This is a genomic window from Bifidobacterium saguinibicoloris, from assembly GCF_019331725.1.
Classification (GTDB): Bacteria; Actinomycetota; Actinomycetes; order Actinomycetales; family Bifidobacteriaceae; genus Bifidobacterium; species Bifidobacterium saguinibicoloris.
Genome location: NZ_JAHBBF010000003.1, coordinates 183,342 through 204,433 on the forward strand (window position 1 = coordinate 183,342; position 21,092 = coordinate 204,433).

Here is a 21,092-nt window from a genome sequence, read left to right on the forward strand (position 1 = left end):
TGAGTGGTTGATGGGTGGGCATGGGGGTCGGCGCGCCGCCTTCCGCTTCCTCTCATCGCGGTCGTCGCGATTCCGGGAGGCGGCGCGCCAAGTGGGTGGTCGGGTCGGTCGTCAGCGGCGTTCCCGGCGGATGGCGGTGGTCGCGAGGCCGCCGGCCAGGGCGAGGACGGCCAGCGCGGCGATCGCGGCGACGGCGGATCCGGTGCGCACGAGCGTCCCGTCTTGGGTGCCGTCGGCGGGTTTCGCGGCGTCGGGCTTGCCACCAGACTGTCCGTCGTCGGGCTTCTCGGCGGGCTTGTCCCCGTCGTCCCTGCCTCCGTCGGGCGGGTTCGGGGTGTCGCCGCCGGCGAACGCGGCGCGCATGGCGGCGCGGACGACGGGCACGTAGTACCGTTCGATGGCCGGGAAGTTCGGGTGGGTGCCGGAGGTCGAGCCGCTGGTCTGCGGCAGGCCGGTGGAGCCGAGCGCGGTGAACGAGAACTCGCCCTGGTTGGCGTCGGTCACCTCGAACGTGTCGTACACGTCGGCCACGGTCACGCCCTTGGCGGCGCACACCTTGTCCTGGATGTCGTGCAGCGTGGCCTGGATCGCGGCGTCGCGGGTGTTGAGCTTGGGCACCTGGACGAACACGATCTTCGCGTCCGGCCACTTGGCCTTCATCTGGTCGATGACGCCGCCCAGCTGCTCCTCGTACATGGCGGTGGTCCACTTGTCGCTGGCCTTGTCGATGGACATGGCGTCGTTGGTGCCGCCGTCGAAGATCACCATGTCCGGCGATGCGGCCGGCGCCTTGTCAATCTGCGCGGCGAGGTAGCGGGTGGACCAGTCGGCGGCGCCCTTGATGACGGTGGCGCCGTTCTGCGCGTAGCGTCGGACGGTCACGCCCTCCTCGGCTCCGGCGAAGGTGGCGAAGCTGGCGTCCGCGTACTTGTGTCCGGCCACGATGGAGTCGCCGAACGCGTAGGCGGTCTTGCCGTTGAGCGGCAGGTCGAGGTCGGCGGCCTTCGTCGCGCCGGCGAACAGCACGTCGTCGATGGTGTGGACGGCGGTGCCTTCGTAGTTGACGGCGAACAGCGCGGCCATGGAGGTGGCGCGGGTGGCCGCCTCCCCGGAGACGATCGGGTCGCCGCCCGCGGCGGGGGTGATCGCGTACGTCACCGTGCCGGCCGTGAAGTCGGCGCGCACCTTGACCTGGTAGGCGGCGGTGGCGTCGGCTTCGGTGGCGGTCCAGGTGGGTTCACCGTTCCTGAACTGCTTGGCGCCGACGGTGGAGGCGGTCCATTCGATGTCGCGCGGGGCTGCGGTCGCGTATCGTACGGTCTGCTTGGATCCGTCGTTGCCGGCGGCGATGGCGAACAGGAGGCGTCCGTAGGCGTCACGCAGTTCGATGCCGGACTTGGCGGTGGCGTCGGCCTTCCACGTGAACTGCGCTTCGGCGGTCTTCTGGGCGCGCACGGCGATCGGCAGCGCGGCTTTGACGGCCTTGCCGGCGGCGAGGTCCGTGCCGCCGGTCAGCGTGCCGTCCGTCACGGCGGCGTTGCCGGTGAATCCGAGGTTCTCCGGGTCGGTCTGCTGCGTGAAGTCGGCGGAGAGCAGCGGGCTGAGGTCAGTGGCGGGCGGGTTCGGCGTGGTTCCGCCGGAGCCGGAGCGCGCGACCTTGATGACGTAGTCGGCGGTGTCCCCGGCGAATTCGTCGACGTTCACGTCGATGGTGTTCTCGCCGTCCGTAAGGGCCACGTCGGCGGTGTCGCCGGTGGTCTTGGCGCCGTTGACGAGCACGGTCTGTCCGTCCCAGCCGCGCGTGAACGTGAGCGTGAGGCTCTTCACGGAGTCCGGCACGGTGACGGTGTACGGGTTCTCGGCGCCGAGGCGCGTGTGGTCGAAGGCGGGCGTGAGTTCGTGGCCGTCCACGGCGAGCGCCTTGAGCGCGGCCGTCTGGGTGGCGTCGGCGCGGGTGATGACGGCCGTGTACGTGGCGGTCCTGCCGCTCTTGGAGGTGACGACGAGTTCGACGTTGTTCGGTCCGGTGGCGAGCGGCACGTCCGCGGTGGCGGCGGCGGAGGCCGTGCCGCCGTTGATGGCGACCTTGGCTCCGGCGCTGTTGGCCTTGGCGGTGAGCGTCGCGGTCTCGGCGTACGGGCCGGCGTCGGCGGCGTACGTGCCGTCCTCGGCCTGCGTAAACGTGAGGTCGCCGTAGGCGGAGGTGGCGGTGAGCGATCCGAGCGTGGTGTCGTCGGTGGTCTTGACGAGGTCGAAGTCGACGGTGGTGGTCTGCGCGAGCTTCACGGCCACGTCCGTCACGGTGCGGGTCGCGTAGTTCTTGCGGGAGGCGGTCACCGTGTAGCCTTCGCCGGGGGCGACGGCGAACGAGTAGGCGCCGGGGTGGGCCGGGTCGGCGGAGCCGAGCGTGCTGGTCGTGGTGTCGAGGGTCTTGCCGTCCTTGTCCTTGAGGGTGACGGTGATGCCGCCGACGGCGCTGCCGTTCACCGTGGTCGTGCCGGCGATGGTGCCGGTGGTCGTGGTGGCCTCGCCGAGCGTGAGGTCGGCGGCGACGGTCTGTCCCTTGGCGACGGTGACGGTCGTGGCGGCGGAGTCCTTGTGGCCGGGGGCGGTGGCGACGAGCGTGTGGCCGCCGGCCTTGAGGCTCAGCGTGTACGCGCCTGCCGCGTTGGTGGAGGCCGTCTTGGCGGCGTCGCCGTCGGCGGTGACGGTCGCGCCTTCGACGGGCGTGCCGTCCGCGGTCTTCACGGTGCCGGTGACGGTGCCGGCCTCGGCGTCGGCTTGGACGCCGGCGGGGCCGATGGACGGCGGATCGGCGATCGGGTTGCCGAAGAAGTCGGCGGCGATCGGGTTGTCGTTCGCGCCGTCGGCGCCGGTGGCGGTGAAGCCGGGCATGATGGCGGCGAGGTCGACGGCCTTGCCGGCGCCGATGAGCGGGGAGCCTTCGCCGGGCTTCGCGTTGTCGAGGCCTTCGGCGGGGTTTCCGATCTTCGGGTCGTCGGTGACGGCGGCCTGGTCCGCGGCGGCGGGGGTCATGTGCTCGCCCCAGTAGGCGTTGTTGGAGAAGGTGACGCCGGTCTTGGAGTCGGAGAACGTGACGCCCTTGACGTCCTTGGCGTTGAGGTTGACGAACGTGTTGTTGAACACGTAGTGGAGGTTCTTCGTGTTGAAGTAGCTGGATCCGGACGAGCCGAAGAATCCGACGTTGCCGTTGGATTTGCTCCACGGCTTGATGGTGTTGACCATCAGGTTGTTGTAGATGGCGTTCACGCCGGTGGAGCCGTGGCCGTTGACGTAGTAGCGTTCGACGTCCTGGATGATGTTGTAGCGCACGACGGCGGTGCTGAAGCCGAAGCCGCACAGGAGGATGCCTTCGCCGGAGTCATGCACGTAGTTGCCTTGGATGACGATGTTGGAGGTGCCGCGGTCCGGGTCGATGCCGTTGGAGTCGGCGGCGTTGGGGCGGGCGGCGAGCTCGGCGACCTCGTTGTTCTGCACGACGATGTCGTCCGCGTAGTACATCTCGATGCCGGAGACGCCGGCGCCGTCCACCACGTTGTTCTCCACGGTGGCGCCCTTGACGGACGTGAGGTACATGGAGTCCCAGCCGAACTGGGTGTCGCGGTTGGTCATGTAGTTGCCGGAGATGGTGACGCCGGTGTGCGGGGCCCAGTCCGAATCCTCCTTGACGGTGCCGTTCACGGCGGCCTTGCCGACGGCGCGGTCGCCCCAGCCGGGGGCGTGGTCCTTGTACTTGTCGGTGCCCATGCCGGAGAACTGCTTGAAGACGAGGTTGCCGAAGGAGGTGTTGGCGATCACGTTGTCGCGCACGGTCACGTCGGTGAACGTGGAGGCGGTCTTCGCGTCGCCCTTGAGGCCTTCGAACATGATGCCGCCGGTGCGCTTGGAGCGGTCGAGGCCCCACGCTCCGATGGCCCACTTCTGGCCGGACACGTCGTGTACGTACAGGCCGTGGATGTCGTAGCCGGCGAGGACGCCGGCGCTTTCGCCCTGGATGTGCACGCCCCTCAGGTCGCCGGCCTTGGGGTCCTCGTCGGAGGTGAACCTGGAGGGGTCGAAGCCGTCGGTGAGGTTGGAGATGTCGAGGTTGGAGATGTCCCAGTGCTGCTGGTTGGTGAGCTGCAGCACGTCGTTGACGACGCCGCGGCCTTCCAGCTTGGGGGCCGGGTCGGCGTCCGCGTCGCCGTCGCCATAGCTGGACAGGACGATCGGCTTCTCGGCGGTGCCGGAGCCCTTGGGCGCGAGCAGGGCGGTGGGGGCCGCGCCGTCCACGTCGGTGCCGGCACCGTTCTTCCACGTGGTGTAGTCGTAGGCCTCCTTGGCGACGGCGTCGCCTTCGGCGGTCCAGGTGCTTCCGGCCTTGAGCAGGATGCGGTCGCCGGGCTGGAACTCCTTGGCGTTCACATTCGCGAAGGTCTTCCATGCGGTGGCTTCGCTGGTGCCGTCGGCGGCGTCGTCGCCGCCCGCGGAGTCGACGTAGTAGGTGGTGCCGTCGCCGGCTGGGGCGGAGTCGTCGGCGACGAGCAGGCTTCCCGCCTTGACGACGTTCCGTCCGGCTTCCTTGAGCGCGGTCTTGTCGGTGTACCCGGTGAAGCCCGCGGCCGCGGACGCGTCGGCGAAGGCCGACGTCGTCGGCATCATCGCCGCGGCCATTGCGGCGGAGACGCCTATCGTGACGACGCGTGCAGCCCATTGTCTGAATGCACCCATGCGTTTCCTTTCCTCTGATCGGCCCACTATGGATGCCGGATGCGGCGTTGCGGTGGACCTGAGGCAAAGCCAACTTTGGCTTGCCATATTTTCTGCAAACTTTCCATTAATTTGCTTAGATACAGCATAACATGAAAAAACGCGTCCGCCACCCAAGCATAGAATTGCTTTGGCAACGGACGCGCGTTGTTGCAACGGACACTACCGCCGGCGGCGCGCCAGCAGCACAGCTCCCCCGAATACGGCCGCCATCAGTGCCGCCGCGAGCGCCGCGGACACCGACGAACCCGAGTTGGCAAGGGTTTCCATTTGTTCGAAACCATTTGCATGATGTTGCGGTGAATCGTCCCCGGCATCGGGTTTCCCGGTCTCGGACGCGCCACCGCCGGAGCCGTCCCCCGTTCCGCCGGAGCCCTGCGTACCGTCGCCGGATCCGTCGGAACCACCCGCATCGCCGCCCGTACCCTCGGGACCGTCCGTCTCCCCGCCGGCGCCGATCGGTTCGATGTTCCGTTCCGGGGTGATCGGCTGCCCGTCGGTGCCGAGCGGCGTGTCGAAGCCCAGGTAGTAGTCGAGCTCGTGGTCCTGCATGTAGCCCTTGACGGTCATGTCGTTGCGGTAGGCGGGGTTCTGCGCCAATGTGGCCACCCGGTAGTCGGTGGGCTGGTCGGTGGTGAAGATGAGTAGTTCCCCGAACGAGGCGTCCGTGTAGACCACCTCCTCGCGCCAGTCGCCGAACAGATCGCCGTAGAACAGCGGACGGAAGGTGCGTGTGCCGGACGATTCGTAGCCGCCGCGCGAGGCCACGGCGCCGAAGCTCTTCGCGTTGAGCCCCGTGCCGGAGGCGGAGGTGATGCGCCTGAGCTTCTTCGCGGCCGGATCCCATTCGTTGAAGGTCATCGAGTTGAGCAGTTCGCGGCCGAGGTCGCCGTCCCACAGCACGCCCATGTCGGGCCAGATGCTGCCGGAGACGCCCGCCTGGCGCGGCGCGATGGTCTCGCCGGTGGCGGCGTTCTTGAGGCCGGTGCTGCTGGACCACACCTCGGCGCCGGGCACGTCGGGGTCGATGTCGCCCACCATGCCGCGTCCCACGTCCTCGGCCACGCCGTCCCACTCGCCGCTCGAGGCCGGGTATTTCCATAAGGTGGCACCGGGCTCCTCCCCCACGTAGGCGGGGTCGTACACGTATTCCTTCATGCCGTTCGGGTTGAGCTGCTGCACCGCGTATCCTTCGAGCCCGTCGCGGTCCGGCAGCAGGTCGGTGATGTAGAACCGGTCGCCGTGGTGCGTGCCCTCGGAGGCGGCGAACGACTGCCGCAGCGTGCCGTCCGGGGTGAAGCAGAAGAGGATGGAGCAGGTCTCGTCGCGGCCGTCGCCGTCCACGTCGACGATGCGGATGTTGTGCGCGTCGTCGGTGAGGTCGGCAGGCGCGTCCCATTCCCACCGGCGGTTCAGCGACGTGCCGTCGAAGTCCCACGCGGTGTACATGAGGTTGAAGTCGCCGGCGTTGGGTTTGCCGTTCGTCCCGTCCTGCCGGTTCTTCAACGCGGCGATGAGGCTGGGCGTGCGCCCGTCCAGGTAGCCGACGCCGAAGCGCGCGTACATGGGCCCGTCGGCGAGGTACGTCTCGGGTACGGGCGCGACGGCGCGCATCGCGCCGGTCTCGCCGTCGATGACGGCGATGGCCTGCCGCACGTCGCCGTCGAGTCCCTCGTACGTCGTGCCGTCGGCGAAGGTCGTGCCGTTCGCGATGCGCACGGCGACCTCCGCCTTGCCGTCGGAGTCGAGGTCGTAGACGGTGACGCCGTCGGCGGACCCTTGGTCCACGGTGGCCGATCCGCCTTCGATGCGCCCGCGGTCGAGGCTGTTGCGTCCGAGGTCCACGCGCCACAGGAGCGTGCCGTCGGAGGAGTACGCCTCGAGTTTCTGCGTGCCGGCGGCCGTGGACGTGTCTTCCGGCTGGCGGTCGATGACGTAGTCGTATTCGCCGTCGCCGTCGAGGTCGCCGGGCCACAGGTAGGCGATCGGGTCGTGCGAGGCGTCCACGGGGATGCGCACGATCGGTTCGGCCGCGGCGCCGGCCTTGAGGGTGAACGAGTTCGCGTCTCCCCCGGTGCTCCGTCCGTATTGTGCCGTCATCTCCTCGCCGTCGATGACGGGGACGACGTGGTACGTGTTGTCGACGTCCGGGTCGGCGGTCGTGTCGACGAGGTTCGTGCCGCCGGTCAGCGGCGCGTCGTTGAGCTTCACCGGCGCGCCGCCGGCGGGCGTGCGATACACGTCGAACGCGATGTCGGACGGGTCCTTCGCGAGCAGACGCCAGGTGACGATGACCTCCGTGGCGTTGCGGCGCACGGCGACGACGCCGCGCGCGAGGTTCTCCATCAGCCGCCCGTCCCCGGAGGCCGCGGCGTGCGTGCCGACGACGGACGCGACGCCCCCATCGTCCGCCACGGCCGCCTGCGGCGCGCACGCCAACGTCATCGCCATGCCGGCCGCGCACAGCACGGCCCCCAATCGCCGCACCGTCGCGGCATGTCGTGCGTCCCTCATCGGACGTCCTCACTTTCGTTTTTTCGGCACCCCTTCCCCGGGGCGACGTCCTTGCGGTTCAGGCGGCGCGACCCACGCTGTGGCGCAGCACCAGTCGGGCCGGCACGGTCACCGAGGTGCCGGGCACGTCGCCGCCGCTCAGACGGCTGAGCAGAGCCGCCGCGGCGTCGGCGCCCAACGCGGCGGCCGGCATGTGGATGGAGGTGAGCGACGGGTTGTTGAGCGCCGCCACCTTGTCGTTGTCGAAGCCGATGACGGACACGGAATCCGGGCAGTCGTAGCCGCGCTTGCGCATGCCGGCCACGAAACCCAGCGCCATGAGGTCGTTGTAGGCGATGACGGCCCCGGTGGGGTTCACCAGATACTCGTCCACGAACACGGTGCCGCCGTCGATGGTGGGCAGGCACGGGTGGGAGCGGCGCAGTGTCATGTTGCGCGCGTTGCATTCGTCGGAGATGGTGCGCCATTTCACGCCGCCCACCCAGGAGGTGGGAGGGCCGTCCAGGTAGGTGATCCGGTGGAAGCCCATCATGGCGAAGTAGCGGATGGCCTGCTTGACGGCGTCGCCGATGTCGATGATCACGTTGGGCACGCCGCGCACGTTGCGATTGACCACCACGATGGGGCACAGCTGGGCGCATTTGCGGATCATCACGTCGGGCATGCGCGGGGACACGAGCAGCACGCCGCGCACGTAGGGCAGCACCTCGTCGAAGATGATGCGCTCCTTGGCCACGACCTCGCGCGATTCGCTCACCACCATGCCGAAGCCGCGCGCCGAGCATTCGTCCTGCACGCTGCGGCAGATGGCCGCGAAGAACGGATTGGACAGGTCCGGCACGATGACCGCCACGAGGCCCTTGCCGGTGCCGGACCTGCGCGTGGGCACGGGGGCGGCGTGATAGCCGAGCGCGTCGGCGGCCTCCTGCACCTTCTGCGCGGTGGCGGCGCTCACGCGCCCGGGGGCGGCGAACGTGCGCGAGACGGTGGACGGCGCCACGCCCGCAAGCTTCGCCACGTCGTAGATCGTCACCTTGCCGTTCATCGCGCATCCTCCCGCCCGAAATCACCGGAATCGACCACGACGAACCGCTTCATGCCATCCCATGCGGCGAACACGCCGATCAGGGCGATGAGCGAGAAACCGAACAGCGGCATGACGACCACCGTGTACGGCAGGAACGCGTAGGTGGCGACGAGCACCACGGCCGAGGCCGCGAACGCAAGCAGCATCCATCCCAGACGCATCTGCGTGACCAGCGCCGCGTTCCTGAGCACCCGACGCACGGGCAGGTCGGTGAACGCCACCATCGGGAACGCCATCATCATGGTCATGACGTCGAACACGGCCACCACGAGGCACACGCCGCCGAGCGCCATGCCGGCGGGCATGCCGGAACGCGGGTAGAACAGCACGCCGAACAGGGCGAGCGCCAGCACGCCGAACAGCGCCAGGCCGCACAGGCTGGAACGTTTCCATTCGCGCGTGAACGCACGCCAATAGTCGTGGACCGGATAGCAGACGCGGCGCTGCACCAGACGTCCGGCCACCGCGCTCATCGCGGTCATCGCGCACGGGATGGTCACGACGGGCAGGCAGGAGAGGATGAACATGAGGTTGAGGCCGATCAGCCGGCCCCAATGCCACCTGATGACGGCGAAGAACAGGGCGATGCCCTTGGGGTTGGCCTGGCGGTCGCTCTCATGCGCGCCGCCGTTGTAGAGCATCGAATACAGGCTCATGGCGCACCACTTTCGTAAGGACGGATGGAACAGATGGAAACCACGTGACGGCGATGCGTCCGGCACCATGCCGGAAGGAAGGAGAAGCAAGAAGCATGGTGCCGGACGCATCGGTTGTTGGTTGGTTGGTGTTATCCCTTCAGACCCGAGGTGCTGACGCCTTCCACCAGGTACTTCTGGAAGAAGAGGAAGATCAGGACGGAGGGAAGGATGGAGACGGACGCCATGGCGAACAGGGCGCCGTAGTCGGAGGAGGAGCCGGGGTCGGAGAACAGCTTCAAAGCCAAGGCCACCGGATACTTCTCGGTGTCGGACACGTACAGCAGGGCTCCGAGGAAGTCGTCCCAGCGCCACATGAAGGAGAAGATGCAGCCGGTGACGAGAGCCGGGGTGAGCAGCGGGAAGATGACGCGGGCGAAGATGCCGTAGAAGGAGCAGCCGTCGATCTTCGCGGCCTCGTCGAGGCTCTTCGGGATGCCTTCGATGAAGTTCATCATGAGGTAGATGAAGAAGCCCTGGATGGCGAAGCAGTAGGGGACGATGAGCGGCAGGTAGGAGTTCGTCCAGCCGAGCTTCTGGTACCACAGGTACTGCGGGACCATGAGCACCTGGGCGGGCAGCATCATCGAGATCATCATGGCGACGAACAGGAGCCTGCGTCCCTTGAACCTCAGGCGGCTCAGCGCGTAGGCCACGATGGCGGAGGAGAACACGGTGCCGATGGTGGCGGTCACGGCGATGAACAGCGAGTTGCCGATGTAGCGGAAGAACGGGATGCCGGGTTCGAAGCCGCGGAAGCCGTTGACGTAGTTGTCGAGCGTCCACGTGGTCGGGAGGAGCTGGCCGGCGGTGGTGAACACGGTCTTGGTGGGCTTGAAGGAGCTGAACACCATCCATGCGATGGGGTACAGCATGAGCAGCGCGAAGGCGCAGACCAGCACGTGGTAGACCACGCGGCCCGGCTTGATGCGCGGCTTGGACGCGGTGACGGTGGTGGAAGCGGTTGCAGCGGTCATGATGGATCAGGCCTCCTCGTCGTAGACCCAGAAACGCTTGGTGGCGAACAGGAACAGGGTGACGGCGCCGACCAGAAGAAGCATGACCCACGCCATCGCGGCGCCGTAGCCGGCATGGTAGTTGGTGAAGGATTCGTCGTACATGTGCACCATGTAGAACAGCGTGGAGTTCATCGGCTTGCCCTGCGTGATGATGTAGCACTGGGTGAAGGCCAGGAAGCCGTTGATCATCTGCATGACCAGGTTGAAGAAGATGGTCGGGGTGAGCAGGGGCAGGGTGATCTTCCAGAACTGCGTCCACTTGCTGGCGCCGTCGACGCTCGCGGCCTCGTACAGTTCGGCGGGGATCTGCTTGAGGGAGGCGAGGAAGATGAGCATGGAGGAGCCGAACTGCCAGACGGCCAGGATGATGAGGGTCCAGATGGCGGTCTTCGTGTTGCCGAGCCATGCGAAGTCGGACTTGACGCCGAACAGGCCGAGCACCTGGTTGATGGTGCCGTCGGAGGCGAACATCTGCTTCCACAGGACGGCGATGGCCACGGAGCCGCCGAGGATGGACGGCAGGTAGTAGGCGGCGCGGTAGAAGCCGGAGGCCTTGGAGTTCTTGAGGAGCAGCATGGCCACGAGGAGGGCGAAGATCAGCTTGAGCGGCACGGAGATGAGGGCGAACAGGAAGGTCACGCCGAGGGACTTCCAGAAGAGGTCGTCCTTGGTGAACATCTCGACGTAGTTGTCGAGGCCGATCCAGGAGGCCTCGCCGATGATGCTGTAGTCGGTGAAGGAGTAGTACAGCGAGAGCACCATCGGGACGATCATGAACATGAGGAAGCCGATGATGAACGGCGAGGCGCAGACATACCCTGAGACGCTTTCCTTGTGCAGGAAGCCGCGGATCGCGCCTTCCTTGCGGAAGCTCACCCCGGATGTCGTCTTGGCCCGTAGACCGTTCGCCCTGGGGGCGACTGCGGTTGCGTGAGACATGGCAATGCCTTTCGAAATCTGATGCTGAAGAGGTGTGGTCGTACACGGTTCGGGCCGGGGCACATGCATGTCCAGCCGTGTCCCGGCCCGAATCGTGAAGGAGAAGATGGGAAGGAAAAGGAGAAAAAGGAGGAGGGAGGGAGTCGGCGGTCCGGCGGATCGCCGCGGGGTTGGTGGGGTTGGCATGTCCTGGCGGACCGGAACCGGAGGAGGTGTGTTGGCGGGAAGAGGCTCGTCACCCCGGTCCGGGTCCGTCAGAACAAGTGTGTTCGGCTTGTGGCTGTCACGCTCGCTTTCGTCACTTGCCGCTGGCGAGCGCGTCGTTGGCCTCGTCGACCAAGGTCTTGGCGGCCTCGGCGGCGGTGTTCTTCTTGTACAGGACGTTCTCCTCGGCGGTGGGCAGCATCGTGGAGTTGAACTCGGTGGCGGCGGCCGGGGCCGGCGGGTTGATCTTGGAGCTGTTCGGAATCACCTGGTCGTTGAGGAAGGCGACGGACTTCTTGTCGGTGTCGGCGAGGGTCGGCTCGAGGGCGTCCATCATCTTGGAGTTGATGGGCAGGCCGCGGTCGGTGGACATGGCCTTCACGGCCTTCTCGTTGTTGGTGTAGAAGTCGATGTACTTGGCGGCGAGCTCGGGGTTCTTGGCGCTCTTGGAGATTGCGAAGAACATGGCGGGCTTGACGTAGTCGGCCTTCTTGACGTTCTTGGCCGGCCAGGTGGTCATGGCCAGTTCGGTGCCGTCGGTGAGCACGGACTGCATCGAAGTGAAGTGCGAGGTGAACTTGAAGGAGCACCAGGAGCGGGCGGACGGGTCGGAGCCGTAGACCAGCGGATCCTGCTCCACGGAGCCCGCCTTGATCTGGGCGAAGATCTCCGGGGCGATGTGCCAGCCGTCCTCGATGCCGGTCTGGTAGACGTCGAGGTACTTCTCCACGTCCTTGGCGCTGGCGCCGAGCTTGCCGTCGCCGAACAGGGTCTTGCCTTCGCCGCGCAGCTGGTATTCGAGCAGTTCGGAGGCCTCGTAGTAGCGGTAGTTGGTCTTGACGCCGGTCTTCTCGTACACCTGCTTGGAGATGTCGATGAAGTCGTCGGTGGTCATCTGGTCCGGGACCTCGATGCCGGCCTTGTCGAGCAGGGTCTTGTTGTAGATGAGGGCCGGTGCGGTGTTGCCGAGGCTCAGCGCATAGGTCTTGCCGTCGAGCTTGCCGGCCTGGAGCACGTTCTTGTCGATGTCGTCGGTCTTGATGGTCTTGCCGAGGTAGTCGTCGAGATCGAGCAGGAGGCCGTTGTCGACGTACTGCTGCAGGTAGGAGTAGTCCATGGCGATGACGTCGGGCATCTGCTTGCCGGCGGCGTTGGTGGACAGCTTCTTCCAGTAGTCGTCCCACTCGGAGAACTGTCCGTTGACGGTCACGCCCTTGTTGGCCTCCTCGAACAGCTTGTTGACCTTCGCCTGGCGCTCGTTGCGCTGCTGGTTGCCCCACCATGCGACGGTCAGGGTGTTGGCGTCCTTGCCATCGGAGGAGGTGGAGTTGCCGCACGCGGCCATCGAGAACATCGCCGCACCGGCGGCGATCGCGGCCACGATCTTCTTATAGGTCTTCATCCTGCGAACCTTTCTTGTACTGCCGAAGGCGTGATCTTCATCGACCGTCGGCTGTGTGGAATCCGTCTTCTATGACGTTTTCCTTGACAAGAAAGACTATAGCAAAGATTTCCATAACAACACGCCTTGTTGCAACTTGTTTCCGCAATTATTTCCACAAATCATTGCAGCAAGGCGTGCAAACAACAGAGAAGCGGCTTTCGCCGCTTCTCTCAATCCTTGTTTTCCGCCGTTTCCGGAGGTTCCTGGCTTTCCGGGGGTTCCAGCACCGGCGCCATGCCCGTGGATTCCCTGGTGACGAGGATTTCCGGAACGAGTTCCACCCGCGGCTCCCGATATTCGGGGTCCTCGTCGCCGAGCGCCAACGACTCTATTTTGTTGATGAGCATCTGCATGGCGAGGGCGCCCATGCGCTCCTGCCTCACGTCGATGGTGGTGAGCTGCGGGCGCACCACGCGCGACAGGATGCTGTCGTCCACGCCGATCACGCTCATCTCGCCGGGGATGTCGACGCCGCGTTCCTGCAGACGCCCCATCACGCCGGAGGCGACGAGGTCGTTGAACGCCACCACGCCGGTGATCCCCTGCTCGAGCAGGAGCGCGTCGCCCGCGTTGACGCCGCCCGCGTAGGACGGTTCGAACGGCCCGATGACGATGCAGTCCATACCGAAGGACTTGGCGGCATCCACGCAGGTGGCGCAACGCACCTTGTTGGCGTAGGAGTTGCCGGCGCCGGAGACGTACGCGATGGTGCGGTGCCCCAAGGAGGCGAGGTGCCGCACGGCCTGGAGGATGCCGGAGGCGTCGTCGATGCCCACGCACGAGTAGCCCTCCACCTGGCGGTTGGTGAATACGGTGGTGGCCGGGTCGCAGTAGCGGCGTAGCTCGGCGTCGCTCAGACGCGGTGAGACGAGCAGCTGCCCCTCGGAGGCGCCGATGACGCTCTGGATGGTCTCGCCGCGGTCCGTGGAGACGTCGATGTCGGTCACGAACAGACGGTATTTGGCGTTCTGGGCCACGGAGAACAGACCCTTGAAGATGTCGGTGAAGTAGTAGTTGCCGATGTCGGTGACGAGCACCGCGATGTTGCCGCGGCTGCTGCCGTCGCCGGACGGGGCGGGGGCCGCGGCCACGGCGCCGTTGCGGTACCCCATCTGACGGGCGAGTTGGATGATGCGTTCGCGGGTCTCGGCCTTGACGTTGCCTCCGTTGAGGGCGCGGGAGACCGTGGACGCGGCCACGCCCGCCGCCTTGGCGACGTCGGTGATGGTGGCTTCCGACATGTATGGACCTCCGTTTCGAAAAGTCATCATTGGTTTCCAATGGTACACAGCGGTGTACCACCCGATTTGCACAAGCGTTTCCAATATGGACGCCGTTTATGGGAAAGGCCGGGGAGCGCATGATGCTCCCCGGCCTTGGTTGCGAAAGGTCGTGCAAACGCCGTCGGTCAGTCGATCAGGGACAGCACGTAGTCCTTGATCTCGCCGTCCTCGGCGTTGGCGGTGAACAGTTCGCGGAAGTGCTCGCCCGCGAAGGCCCCCTTGACGAGTTCGGGGTCAAGGTCCCTGTAGATGTCGACAAGCGGACGGTAGGCGGCGGCGCGCACGCCGTCGAGAATCCGCTTGTTGCGCTGCTCGGGCACGACGCGCTCCTTCGGGTAGCCGCCGCCCGGCTCCTCGAGCCAGAGCTTCTCGAACGTGTATTCGAGGTTGAGCTCCTGGCCCCAGCCGTTCTTGAGGGCGAACGGGATGGCGACGGCGTTGCCGTCGTTGATCTGGGCGAAGGTGTAGGCGTCGAGCGGGTCCTCGACGTGTCCGCAGATCACGCCGGGGAAGCTGTTGAGTGCGAGCATGGCGCCTTCGCCGGTGCCGCAGCCGGTGACGACGAAGTCGGCGGCCCTGGTGTTGAGGAGGGCGGCGGCGAGGATGCCGTTCTGCACGTAGGTGAGCTGAGCGGCGTCGTCGGCGGCGTACATGCCGTAGTTGTCGACCTCATGGCCGTGGGTGGCGGCGACCTTCTTCAGCGCGCCGTAGATGACGTCGTTCTTGGCTGCCTGCGAGTTCTCGTTGATGAGTGCGATTCTCATATGCGTTGGTTCCTTGTGATGGGTGGCGGTTGGTTGTATGGGAGACCACGATGACGCGTGTGGCCGCAAGGCGCACCGAGGGAAGGCGTGCGAAGGCACGTCGACCGAGGGCAACGCCGCGGACGCTCCGTCATCGCGCGTCTCCGCTCACTGGGGCTGCTTGCCGATGTACGCCAGGATGCCGCCGTCCACGTAGAGCACGTGGCCGTTGACGAAGTCGGAGGCGTCGGAGGCGAGGAAGATGGCCGGGCCCTGCAGGTCCTCGGGGGTGCCCCAGCGGGCGGCCGGGGTCTTGGCCACGATGAAGGCGTCGAACGGGTGGCGGGAGCCGTCGGGCTGGCGTTCGCGCAGCGGCGCGGTCTGCGGGGTGGCGATGTAGCCGGGGCCGATGGCGTTGCACTGGATGTTGGCCTCGCCGTATTCGGAACAGATGTTGCGGGTGAGCATCTTGAGCCCGCCCTTGGCGGCGGCGTAGGCGGCGACGGTCTCGCGGCCGAGTTCGCTCATCATCGAGCAGATGTTGATGATCTTGCCGTGGCCCTTGGCGATCATGCCGGGGATGACGGCCTTGGAAACGATGAACGGCGCGTTGAGGTCGACGTCGACGACCTTGCGGAAGTCGGCGGCGGACATCTCGAGCATGGGGATGCGCTTGATGATGCCGGCGTTGTTGACGAGGATGTCGATGGTGCCGAGGTCGCGCTCGATGTTCTCGACGAGGCCGGCGACGGCCTCCTCGTCGGTGACGTCGGCGACGTAGCCCTTGGCGTCGATGCCCGCTTCCGCGTAGTTCTTCAGTCCGCGTTCGACGGCGGCCTCGTTGATGTCGTTGAAGGCGATCTTCGCGCCGGCGGCGGCGAAGGCCGAGGCGATGGCGAAGCCGATGCCGTAGCTGGCGCCGGTGACGAGGGCCACCTTGCCTTCGAGGGAGAATCTGCTCATGTCGTAGCTCATGGTGTGTGTCCTTTCCGCGGGTGTCCCGCTTGGTTGTCGGAGAGCTGGAGCGTGTTCGGTTATGGGTGTGGATGCCGCCGCGCCGCGCAGGAGTAAGGAGGTTGGAAGATCGCGGTGCGGCGGCTGGTCTGGATGGCCGGTCAGCAGTAGGAGACCAGCATTTCGGTGAAGGCGAGGATGGTGAGCGACTGGCCGTAGGGCATCGGGGAGATCTCGATGTTGCGGTAGTAGTCAAGGTCGGCGCCCATGCCGGTGCCGACGGACACGTTGCCGACCTCGCCGTACGGGCCGATCTGGGCGATGAGGCCCTTGACCGCCTTGTAGGCCACGTCGAGGAAGCGTTCGTCGAGGAGTCCGGTGTGCACGGCCTTGAGGATGCCGTAGGCGATGCCGGCGGTGCCGGACGATTCGAGGTACGAGGTCTCGTCGTCGATGAGCGTGTGCCACAGGCCGCTGGCGTCCTGGTGTTCGGCCAGGGCCTCGACCTGCGCCTCGAGGGTCTCGACGAGCCAGGTGCGCAGCGCGTCGCGCTCGTCGAGGCCGAGGATGGCGATGGCCTCTGGGATGGCCATGGTGGCCCAGCAGTTGCCGCGGGCCCAGTGGGCGCCGACGAAGTTGTGGCGTTCATCGAAGGTCCAGCCGTGGTACCACAGGCCGCTGGCGTTGTCCGCCAGGTATTTGATGTGGATCTGGAACTGGTACTTGGCCTCCTCGACGTATTTGGAGATGCCGAGCATCCTGCCGATCTTGGCGAGGGGCAGCACGGTCATGACGAGGGTGTCGGCCCACAGCTGGTTGTGGTGGGGTTCGCCCAGGGTGATGTGCTGCATGCCGCGGTGGTCGGTGCGGGGCATGTCCTCGTAGGCCCATTTCGCCCACTGCTCGAGGTAGGGGCGCAGTTTGGGGTCGCCGGTGCGCTCGTACAGCAGCGCCATGGTGAGCAGCGGGCACATGGTGTTGACGTTCTTGGGCGGGGTGCCCTGCGCGAACGCGCGTTCGTACCATTGTCGGACGGCGTCGAGCGCCTTGGCGGAACCGGTGACCTCGAAGGTGCGGTACAGGCCGTAGAGGCCCACGCCCTGCGGCCAGTTCCAGACGTTCCAGCTTTTGTCGTCGATGACGACGTCGCCGACTTTCCATAATCCCTCGCCGTCGTTGGACGCGATGGTGACGAGATTGTCGGACATGGCGTCGATCAGCCGCAGCAGCTGGTCACGGGTGGCCGGCATCTGTGGTGTGTCCATGTGTCCTCGTTTCTGATGGTGCGGAGCGCCGGGCTGGGTCTGCCTTGACCGTCCCCGGCGAGAAAGCGACTGGAGGTGTCGTTGTCGCTTTCATGCAAGAGTTTACATCATTTTCCACAAATATGGAAATTCATTTGCAGCGTGTTTCCGCGGATTGTGCATTTTCCGCGGAAACACGCCGCCGGATGCGTCACACGTCGCGGTATGTGGCGATGGCCCGTGCGATGGCGTCCCCCTTCGTCTCCTCGGTGATGACCGGCAGGTACGGACGGTACCGCTCCACGACGCGCAGCGCGTCGCCGATGCGCATGACGCCCTCGCCGATGTCGCACATTTCCAGTTCTCGCTGTCCCGGCACCGGACGGAAGTCCTTGAGATGCATGGCCACGATGCGGTCGCCGAACGTGCGGAACGCCTCCTCGATGAGGTCGATCTGGCCGGTGAACGTCTCGCCGTCGATGAGCACGGAGGGGTCGAGCACGATGCCCATCCACGGCGAGTCGATGTCGTGGATGAGCCGGCGGATGGTGTCGAGGTCGTGGATGGGATGGTTGCGGCCGGGTTCGATGCCCACGAGCGTGTGGTGGCGTTCGCCGGCGGCGACGAGTCGCCGGATCACGCCCACGGTGTCCAGATACACGTCCTCCGTGAAGTTGGCCTCCGTATACACGCCGAGCGTCTCGAGCACGGATCCGGTCTCGCTGGCCACCATGGGCGCGCCGAAGTAGCGCGCGTGGCGCAGATACGCCTCGAACTTGCGCAGCAGCCCCTCCCGGATCTCCGGATCCGGATGGATCATGTTGATGTAGCAGCTGAGCACGGCGATCCCAATGCCTTGTTCGCCGAGCACACGACGGAAATACATGCCCATGCCGGGGTTGATCTCCTCCGCGCCGGACTTGAGGTCGGGAAACAGCGCGTTCAGCGCGAACTGCACGTTGTGCGCGCCGGTGGCGGCGATGCCGCGCGCCAGATCCTCGGGCGTCCCGTCGAACGGCACGTCATGGCCGCGGACTCCGAAATTGATGGTCATCGATGCTCCTTCGTCTTGTCATGGAAACGCCGGCGCGGTGACGGGATCGAGGCAGGAGATGGCCCCGTCACGGGCGCCGGCGGGAATGGGATGGGCCGCGGACGGCCGCAGGTCAGGCGCGCGCCTTCGCGACGGCCTCGCGGGCGGAACGGCAGGCTTCGGCCACGGCATTCCAGTCCTGCGCCTTCTGGGCGGCGGACGGCACCGGGAAGCTGCCGCCGACGGCGAACACGTTCTTCAGCGCGGCGTAGTCGGCCACGTTCTTCAGGTTCACGCCGCCGGTAGGCAGGAACCGCATCTCGCCGAACGGGCCGGCGAGCGCCTTCAGCGTCTTCACGCCGCCGTACGCCTCCGCCGGGAAGAACTTGGCGTAGCGCAAGCCGCGGTCGTACGCCTTCTCGATGTCGGAAGGGACGGCGGTGCCGGGCAGGACGAGCACGTCGCTGTCGAGGCACCAGTCCACCACGCGCTCGTCGAAGCTCGGGGTGACGATGCCGACGCAGCCGGCGGCGACGGCCTGGCGCGCCTGCTCCACGCTGTGCACGGTGCCGGCGATGAGCATCACCTCGGGCACGTAGTCGTGGATGCGGGCCATGCCGGCGAGCGCGGCCTCGGACCGGAAAGTGACCTCGGCAATCGGCACGCCGCCCTCATACAGGGCGTGCGCCAACGGGATGGCCTCGTCCGCGGTGTTGAGGGTGACCAGCGGCACGACGCCCAGCGTGGTCATCGCGTCGAGATACTGCTGCTTGTCCGTCAGGGTGGCGACGGGTTCCAGGATTGCGGTGCTCATGTTCGTCTCCTTATATATAGGCGATTGTGCGATTGCGATTCGTATGGGGATCGGGGATGCCGCCCGTTCAGACCAGGGAGGCCTGGGCCGGCGTGGCGCGTTCGTGCAGCATCATGAATTCGTCGAGGCGGTCGGCGGTGGGCAGGCCCTCGTTGTCGGAGACGACCTGCGTCTGCATGGCGCCCACCGCGCATCCGCGCTCCATGGCCACCGCGATGCCGTGGCCTTCGAGCAGCGCGGAGAGCAGTCCGGCGGCGAAGCCGTCGCCGGCGCCCACGGTGTCGACCACATGGTCCACCACGAAGCCGGGCACGTACACGGAATCGGTACCGTTGGTGGCGTAGGCGCCGCGCGGCCCGTCCTTGACGACCACGACGCGGGCGCCGTTGTCGATGAACGCCCGGCCTATCGATTCGACGTCGTCCACGCCGAACAGCTCGCGTCCTTCGGCGATGCCCGGCAGGACGAGGTCGGACTGCGCGCACAGGTGGCGCAGCGTGGACTTCATCACGGCCTCGTTCACCCACAGGGCGGGGCGGAGGTTCGGGTCGAAGGACAGGAACAGGTTGTTGCGTCGGGCGAACACCACCATCGCCTCGGCCGCATCCATCGTGGACGGGGACAGCGGCGGCAGGATGCCGGTGAGATGGACGAGCGAGAGGCCGGACGGGTCGACGGCGTCGATGTCGGCGCTGGAGATGGTGGAGGCGGCGGAGCCCTTGCGGTAGTAGTAGGTCTTCGGGTCGCCCTTGGTCTCGCGGGTCTTCATCATGAAGCCGGTGTGGTGGCGCGCGTCCACGGAGACCAGACGCTGGTCGAGCCGCTCGGATTCCATGAGCATGCGGATGCGCACGCCGAGCGGGTCGTCGCCCACCTTGGTGAGGTATGCGGGATGCTGTCCGAGCCGCTTGAGGCCGATGGCCACGTTGAGCTCGGCGCCGGCCACGGAGGCCTGGAAGGTGCCCACGGTGCTGCAGGGGCCCTCCTGTCCGGCGGTGAACAGGCCCATGGCCTCGCCGGCGAGCAGCACGCCGCCCGGTCTGATGCCCGGGACATGGAAATCGGTGTCGTTGCGCATGGTCTGCCTCGATTCCTTCGGATGGTCGCGTCACGTCCGTCGTGCCGGCCCTCACCACTGCGTTCGGGCCGTTTGCCTTGATGGCCCCAACGGTACAAAGGACATGAAGGTTCCCACGAATCCGTTGCCGTCGGTTCCACGGAACACGCCGGGCGTTCCATGTCAATGCACCTTTACCGGGTGCCCGGAACCCTACTCCCCCAACGCTTCAGGCACCGACGTCCTCGTCGCCTCACGCTGGAAGCAGTGCCGCAATCGCGGCGAAAACCGTTGCAATCGCATTGCGGCGCCACACGGCGGAACCCACGCACGACGTTACGGGACACAGGGCGCGGGCCGGCGACCCCACGCAAACGGAACGGCCCGTCGCATCGCGCACATCCTGTGTGCGCGACGCGACGGGCCGTCGACCTACGGCCGCCCGCGGGCGGCCGGATCGGACTCAGTACGCCGGACCATCTCCGTATCCGCCGTCGGCATAGCCGTCGGTGTATCCGTCGCCGTCGGAATCCATGAACTCGCGCGTGCTCACACGGTTCACGTTGCGCGCGTCGTCCACCGCATGCTGCAGGACGCGACGCACGTCGAAGCCGTGGATGACGTTCTTCAGGACGATGCGTCCGCCGCTGGACTGGTCGCGCGCGTCGATGACGATGGTGCTCAGCCCGAACAGGCGCTGCAGCAGCGAACGTTCGATGGTGATGTCGATGATGCGGAACAGTTTGGTGGTGTCGAACGTCTGACGCAGCACGCCGGTCTTCACGCCGAGCTCGTCCGCGGTGAGCGTGTAGACGGTGAAGGTGAACGGCGTACGGCACCAGTTGCGCTTGCGCTGCGTCCAGATCACGTCCCCGTCGGCCATATTCGTTCCCATAGTTGCCCTCCCCTGTGCGCGGCGATGTCGTCATCGACCATTGTACGGCGGCGGAAACGAAAAAGGGCTTCCGACGAATCGGAAGCCCTTGCAGTGGCGACCACGACCGGACTTGAACCGGCGACCTCCGCCGTGACAGGGCGGCGCTCTAACCAACTGAGCTACGCGGCCGTTTCGCACCTTTCATCAAGGCACGAGTGGATATATTACATGACTTGCCGCAATCGCCAAACCCGGCGTGTCGCGCCGGACGGCGCGGACGCCCGGCGCGGCTTCCGCCCGATGGACGGCGGGAGGCACGGACCGCACCCCATCGACTAGCATTCATCTGTCCACGGTTCGCCGGAACCGCCCCCACGGCATCCGGCGGCCGAGCAGCCGGAAGGAAGGAAAGGAC

Annotated in this window: 15 protein-coding genes and 1 tRNA gene; all 16 read right to left on the reverse strand. The window is 66.5% G+C overall.

Features of this window, described 5'->3' with window-relative positions:
* Positions 1-111: 111 nt before the first annotated feature.
* The 16 genes from KIH78_RS03580 to KIH78_RS03655 all read right to left on the reverse strand — a co-directional run bounded on the left by KIH78_RS03580 (position 112) and on the right by KIH78_RS03655 (position 20,866).
* Positions 112-4,731, reverse strand: coding sequence for a carboxypeptidase regulatory-like domain-containing protein (locus KIH78_RS03580; protein ID WP_219131259.1), 4,620 nt, complete (start codon positions 4,729-4,731; stop codon positions 112-114).
* Between the two features lie 201 nt (positions 4,732-4,932).
* Positions 4,933-7,284 carry a rhamnogalacturonan lyase family protein gene (locus tag KIH78_RS03585; protein ID WP_219131260.1) on the reverse strand — a complete coding sequence of 784 codons (2,352 nt, stop codon included), beginning with the start codon at positions 7,282-7,284 and terminating at the stop codon, positions 4,933-4,935.
* Positions 7,285-7,342: 58 nt separating this feature from the next.
* The gene (locus KIH78_RS03590; protein WP_219131261.1) at positions 7,343-8,329 is read right to left on the reverse strand and encodes a LacI family DNA-binding transcriptional regulator; all 987 of its coding nucleotides are present in this window, start codon (positions 8,327-8,329) and stop codon (positions 7,343-7,345) included.
* The gene (locus KIH78_RS03595; RefSeq protein WP_219131263.1) at positions 8,326-9,027 is read right to left on the reverse strand and encodes a YesL family protein; all 702 of its coding nucleotides are present in this window, start codon (positions 9,025-9,027) and stop codon (positions 8,326-8,328) included. Before KIH78_RS03595 ends, KIH78_RS03590 begins: the two co-directional genes overlap by 4 nt.
* Positions 9,028-9,158: 131 nt before the next feature.
* Positions 9,159-10,043 carry a carbohydrate ABC transporter permease gene (locus KIH78_RS03600; protein WP_219131265.1) on the reverse strand — a complete coding sequence of 295 codons (885 nt, stop codon included), beginning with the start codon at positions 10,041-10,043 and terminating at the stop codon, positions 9,159-9,161.
* Positions 10,044-10,049: 6 nt separating this feature from the next.
* Positions 10,050-11,024 carry a carbohydrate ABC transporter permease gene (locus KIH78_RS03605; protein WP_219131267.1) on the reverse strand — a complete coding sequence of 325 codons (975 nt, stop codon included), beginning with the start codon at positions 11,022-11,024 and terminating at the stop codon, positions 10,050-10,052.
* Between the two features lie 298 nt (positions 11,025-11,322).
* Positions 11,323-12,630, reverse strand: a complete 1,308-nt coding sequence (locus tag KIH78_RS03610) for an ABC transporter substrate-binding protein (RefSeq protein WP_219131268.1) — start codon at positions 12,628-12,630, stop codon at positions 11,323-11,325.
* 212 nt (positions 12,631-12,842) lie between these two features.
* Positions 12,843-13,913, reverse strand: a complete 1,071-nt coding sequence (locus KIH78_RS03615; RefSeq protein WP_219131270.1) for a LacI family DNA-binding transcriptional regulator — start codon at positions 13,911-13,913, stop codon at positions 12,843-12,845.
* 167 nt (positions 13,914-14,080) lie between these two features.
* Complete coding sequence (locus tag KIH78_RS03620) at positions 14,081-14,719, reverse strand: RpiB/LacA/LacB family sugar-phosphate isomerase (RefSeq protein WP_219131271.1); 639 nt, start codon at positions 14,717-14,719, stop codon at positions 14,081-14,083.
* 147 nt (positions 14,720-14,866) lie between these two features.
* Positions 14,867-15,673, reverse strand: coding sequence for a gluconate 5-dehydrogenase (locus tag KIH78_RS03625; protein WP_236034386.1), 807 nt, complete (start codon positions 15,671-15,673; stop codon positions 14,867-14,869).
* Between the two features lie 140 nt (positions 15,674-15,813).
* Entirely contained in the window at positions 15,814-16,917 is a 1,104-nt protein-coding gene (gene bglB, locus KIH78_RS03630; RefSeq protein ID WP_219131273.1) for a beta-galactosidase BglB, read from the reverse strand.
* 190 nt (positions 16,918-17,107) lie between these two features.
* Entirely contained in the window at positions 17,108-17,950 is an 843-nt protein-coding gene (locus tag KIH78_RS03635; RefSeq protein ID WP_219131275.1) for a sugar phosphate isomerase/epimerase family protein, read from the reverse strand.
* Between the two features lie 112 nt (positions 17,951-18,062).
* Positions 18,063-18,743, reverse strand: a complete 681-nt coding sequence (eda, locus tag KIH78_RS03640) for a bifunctional 4-hydroxy-2-oxoglutarate aldolase/2-dehydro-3-deoxy-phosphogluconate aldolase (protein ID WP_219131276.1) — start codon at positions 18,741-18,743, stop codon at positions 18,063-18,065.
* 67 nt (positions 18,744-18,810) lie between these two features.
* The gene (locus KIH78_RS03645) at positions 18,811-19,821 is read right to left on the reverse strand and encodes a sugar kinase (protein ID WP_219131278.1); all 1,011 of its coding nucleotides are present in this window, start codon (positions 19,819-19,821) and stop codon (positions 18,811-18,813) included.
* A 442-nt stretch (positions 19,822-20,263) separates the two neighbouring features.
* Positions 20,264-20,695, reverse strand: a complete 432-nt coding sequence (locus tag KIH78_RS03650) for a PH domain-containing protein (RefSeq protein ID WP_219131279.1) — start codon at positions 20,693-20,695, stop codon at positions 20,264-20,266.
* A 94-nt stretch (positions 20,696-20,789) separates the two neighbouring features.
* A tRNA-Asp gene (locus KIH78_RS03655) sits at positions 20,790-20,866 on the reverse strand.
* Positions 20,867-21,092: the final 226 nt, after the last annotated feature.

What these genes read in the sequence shown, in the direction of transcription:
- KIH78_RS03610 (WP_219131268.1), bottom strand. Translation starts at nt 12,630, where the DNA reads ATGAAGACCTATAAGAAGATCGTGGCCGCGATCGCCGCCGGTGCGGCG.
- KIH78_RS03645 (WP_219131278.1), bottom strand. Translation starts at nt 19,821, where the DNA reads ATGCGCAACGACACCGATTTCCATGTCCCGGGCATCAGACCGGGCGGC.
- KIH78_RS03590 (WP_219131261.1), bottom strand. Translation starts at nt 8,329, where the DNA reads ATGAACGGCAAGGTGACGATCTACGACGTGGCGAAGCTTGCGGGCGTG.
- bglB (WP_219131273.1), bottom strand. Translation starts at nt 16,917, where the DNA reads ATGGACACACCACAGATGCCGGCCACCCGTGACCAGCTGCTGCGGCTG.
- eda (WP_219131276.1), bottom strand. Translation starts at nt 18,743, where the DNA reads ATGAGCACCGCAATCCTGGAACCCGTCGCCACCCTGACGGACAAGCAG.
- KIH78_RS03625 (WP_236034386.1), bottom strand. Translation starts at nt 15,673, where the DNA reads ATGAGCTACGACATGAGCAGATTCTCCCTCGAAGGCAAGGTGGCCCTC.
- KIH78_RS03600 (WP_219131265.1), bottom strand. Translation starts at nt 10,043, where the DNA reads ATGACCGCTGCAACCGCTTCCACCACCGTCACCGCGTCCAAGCCGCGC.
- KIH78_RS03620 (WP_219131271.1), bottom strand. Translation starts at nt 14,719, where the DNA reads ATGAGAATCGCACTCATCAACGAGAACTCGCAGGCAGCCAAGAACGAC.
- KIH78_RS03635 (WP_219131275.1), bottom strand. Translation starts at nt 17,950, where the DNA reads ATGACCATCAATTTCGGAGTCCGCGGCCATGACGTGCCGTTCGACGGG.
- KIH78_RS03585 (WP_219131260.1), bottom strand. Translation starts at nt 7,284, where the DNA reads ATGAGGGACGCACGACATGCCGCGACGGTGCGGCGATTGGGGGCCGTG.
- KIH78_RS03580 (WP_219131259.1), bottom strand. Translation starts at nt 4,731, where the DNA reads ATGGGTGCATTCAGACAATGGGCTGCACGCGTCGTCACGATAGGCGTC.
- KIH78_RS03615 (WP_219131270.1), bottom strand. Translation starts at nt 13,913, where the DNA reads ATGTCGGAAGCCACCATCACCGACGTCGCCAAGGCGGCGGGCGTGGCC.
- KIH78_RS03650 (WP_219131279.1), bottom strand. Translation starts at nt 20,695, where the DNA reads ATGGGAACGAATATGGCCGACGGGGACGTGATCTGGACGCAGCGCAAG.
- KIH78_RS03595 (WP_219131263.1), bottom strand. Translation starts at nt 9,027, where the DNA reads ATGAGCCTGTATTCGATGCTCTACAACGGCGGCGCGCATGAGAGCGAC.
- KIH78_RS03605 (WP_219131267.1), bottom strand. Translation starts at nt 11,024, where the DNA reads ATGTCTCACGCAACCGCAGTCGCCCCCAGGGCGAACGGTCTACGGGCC.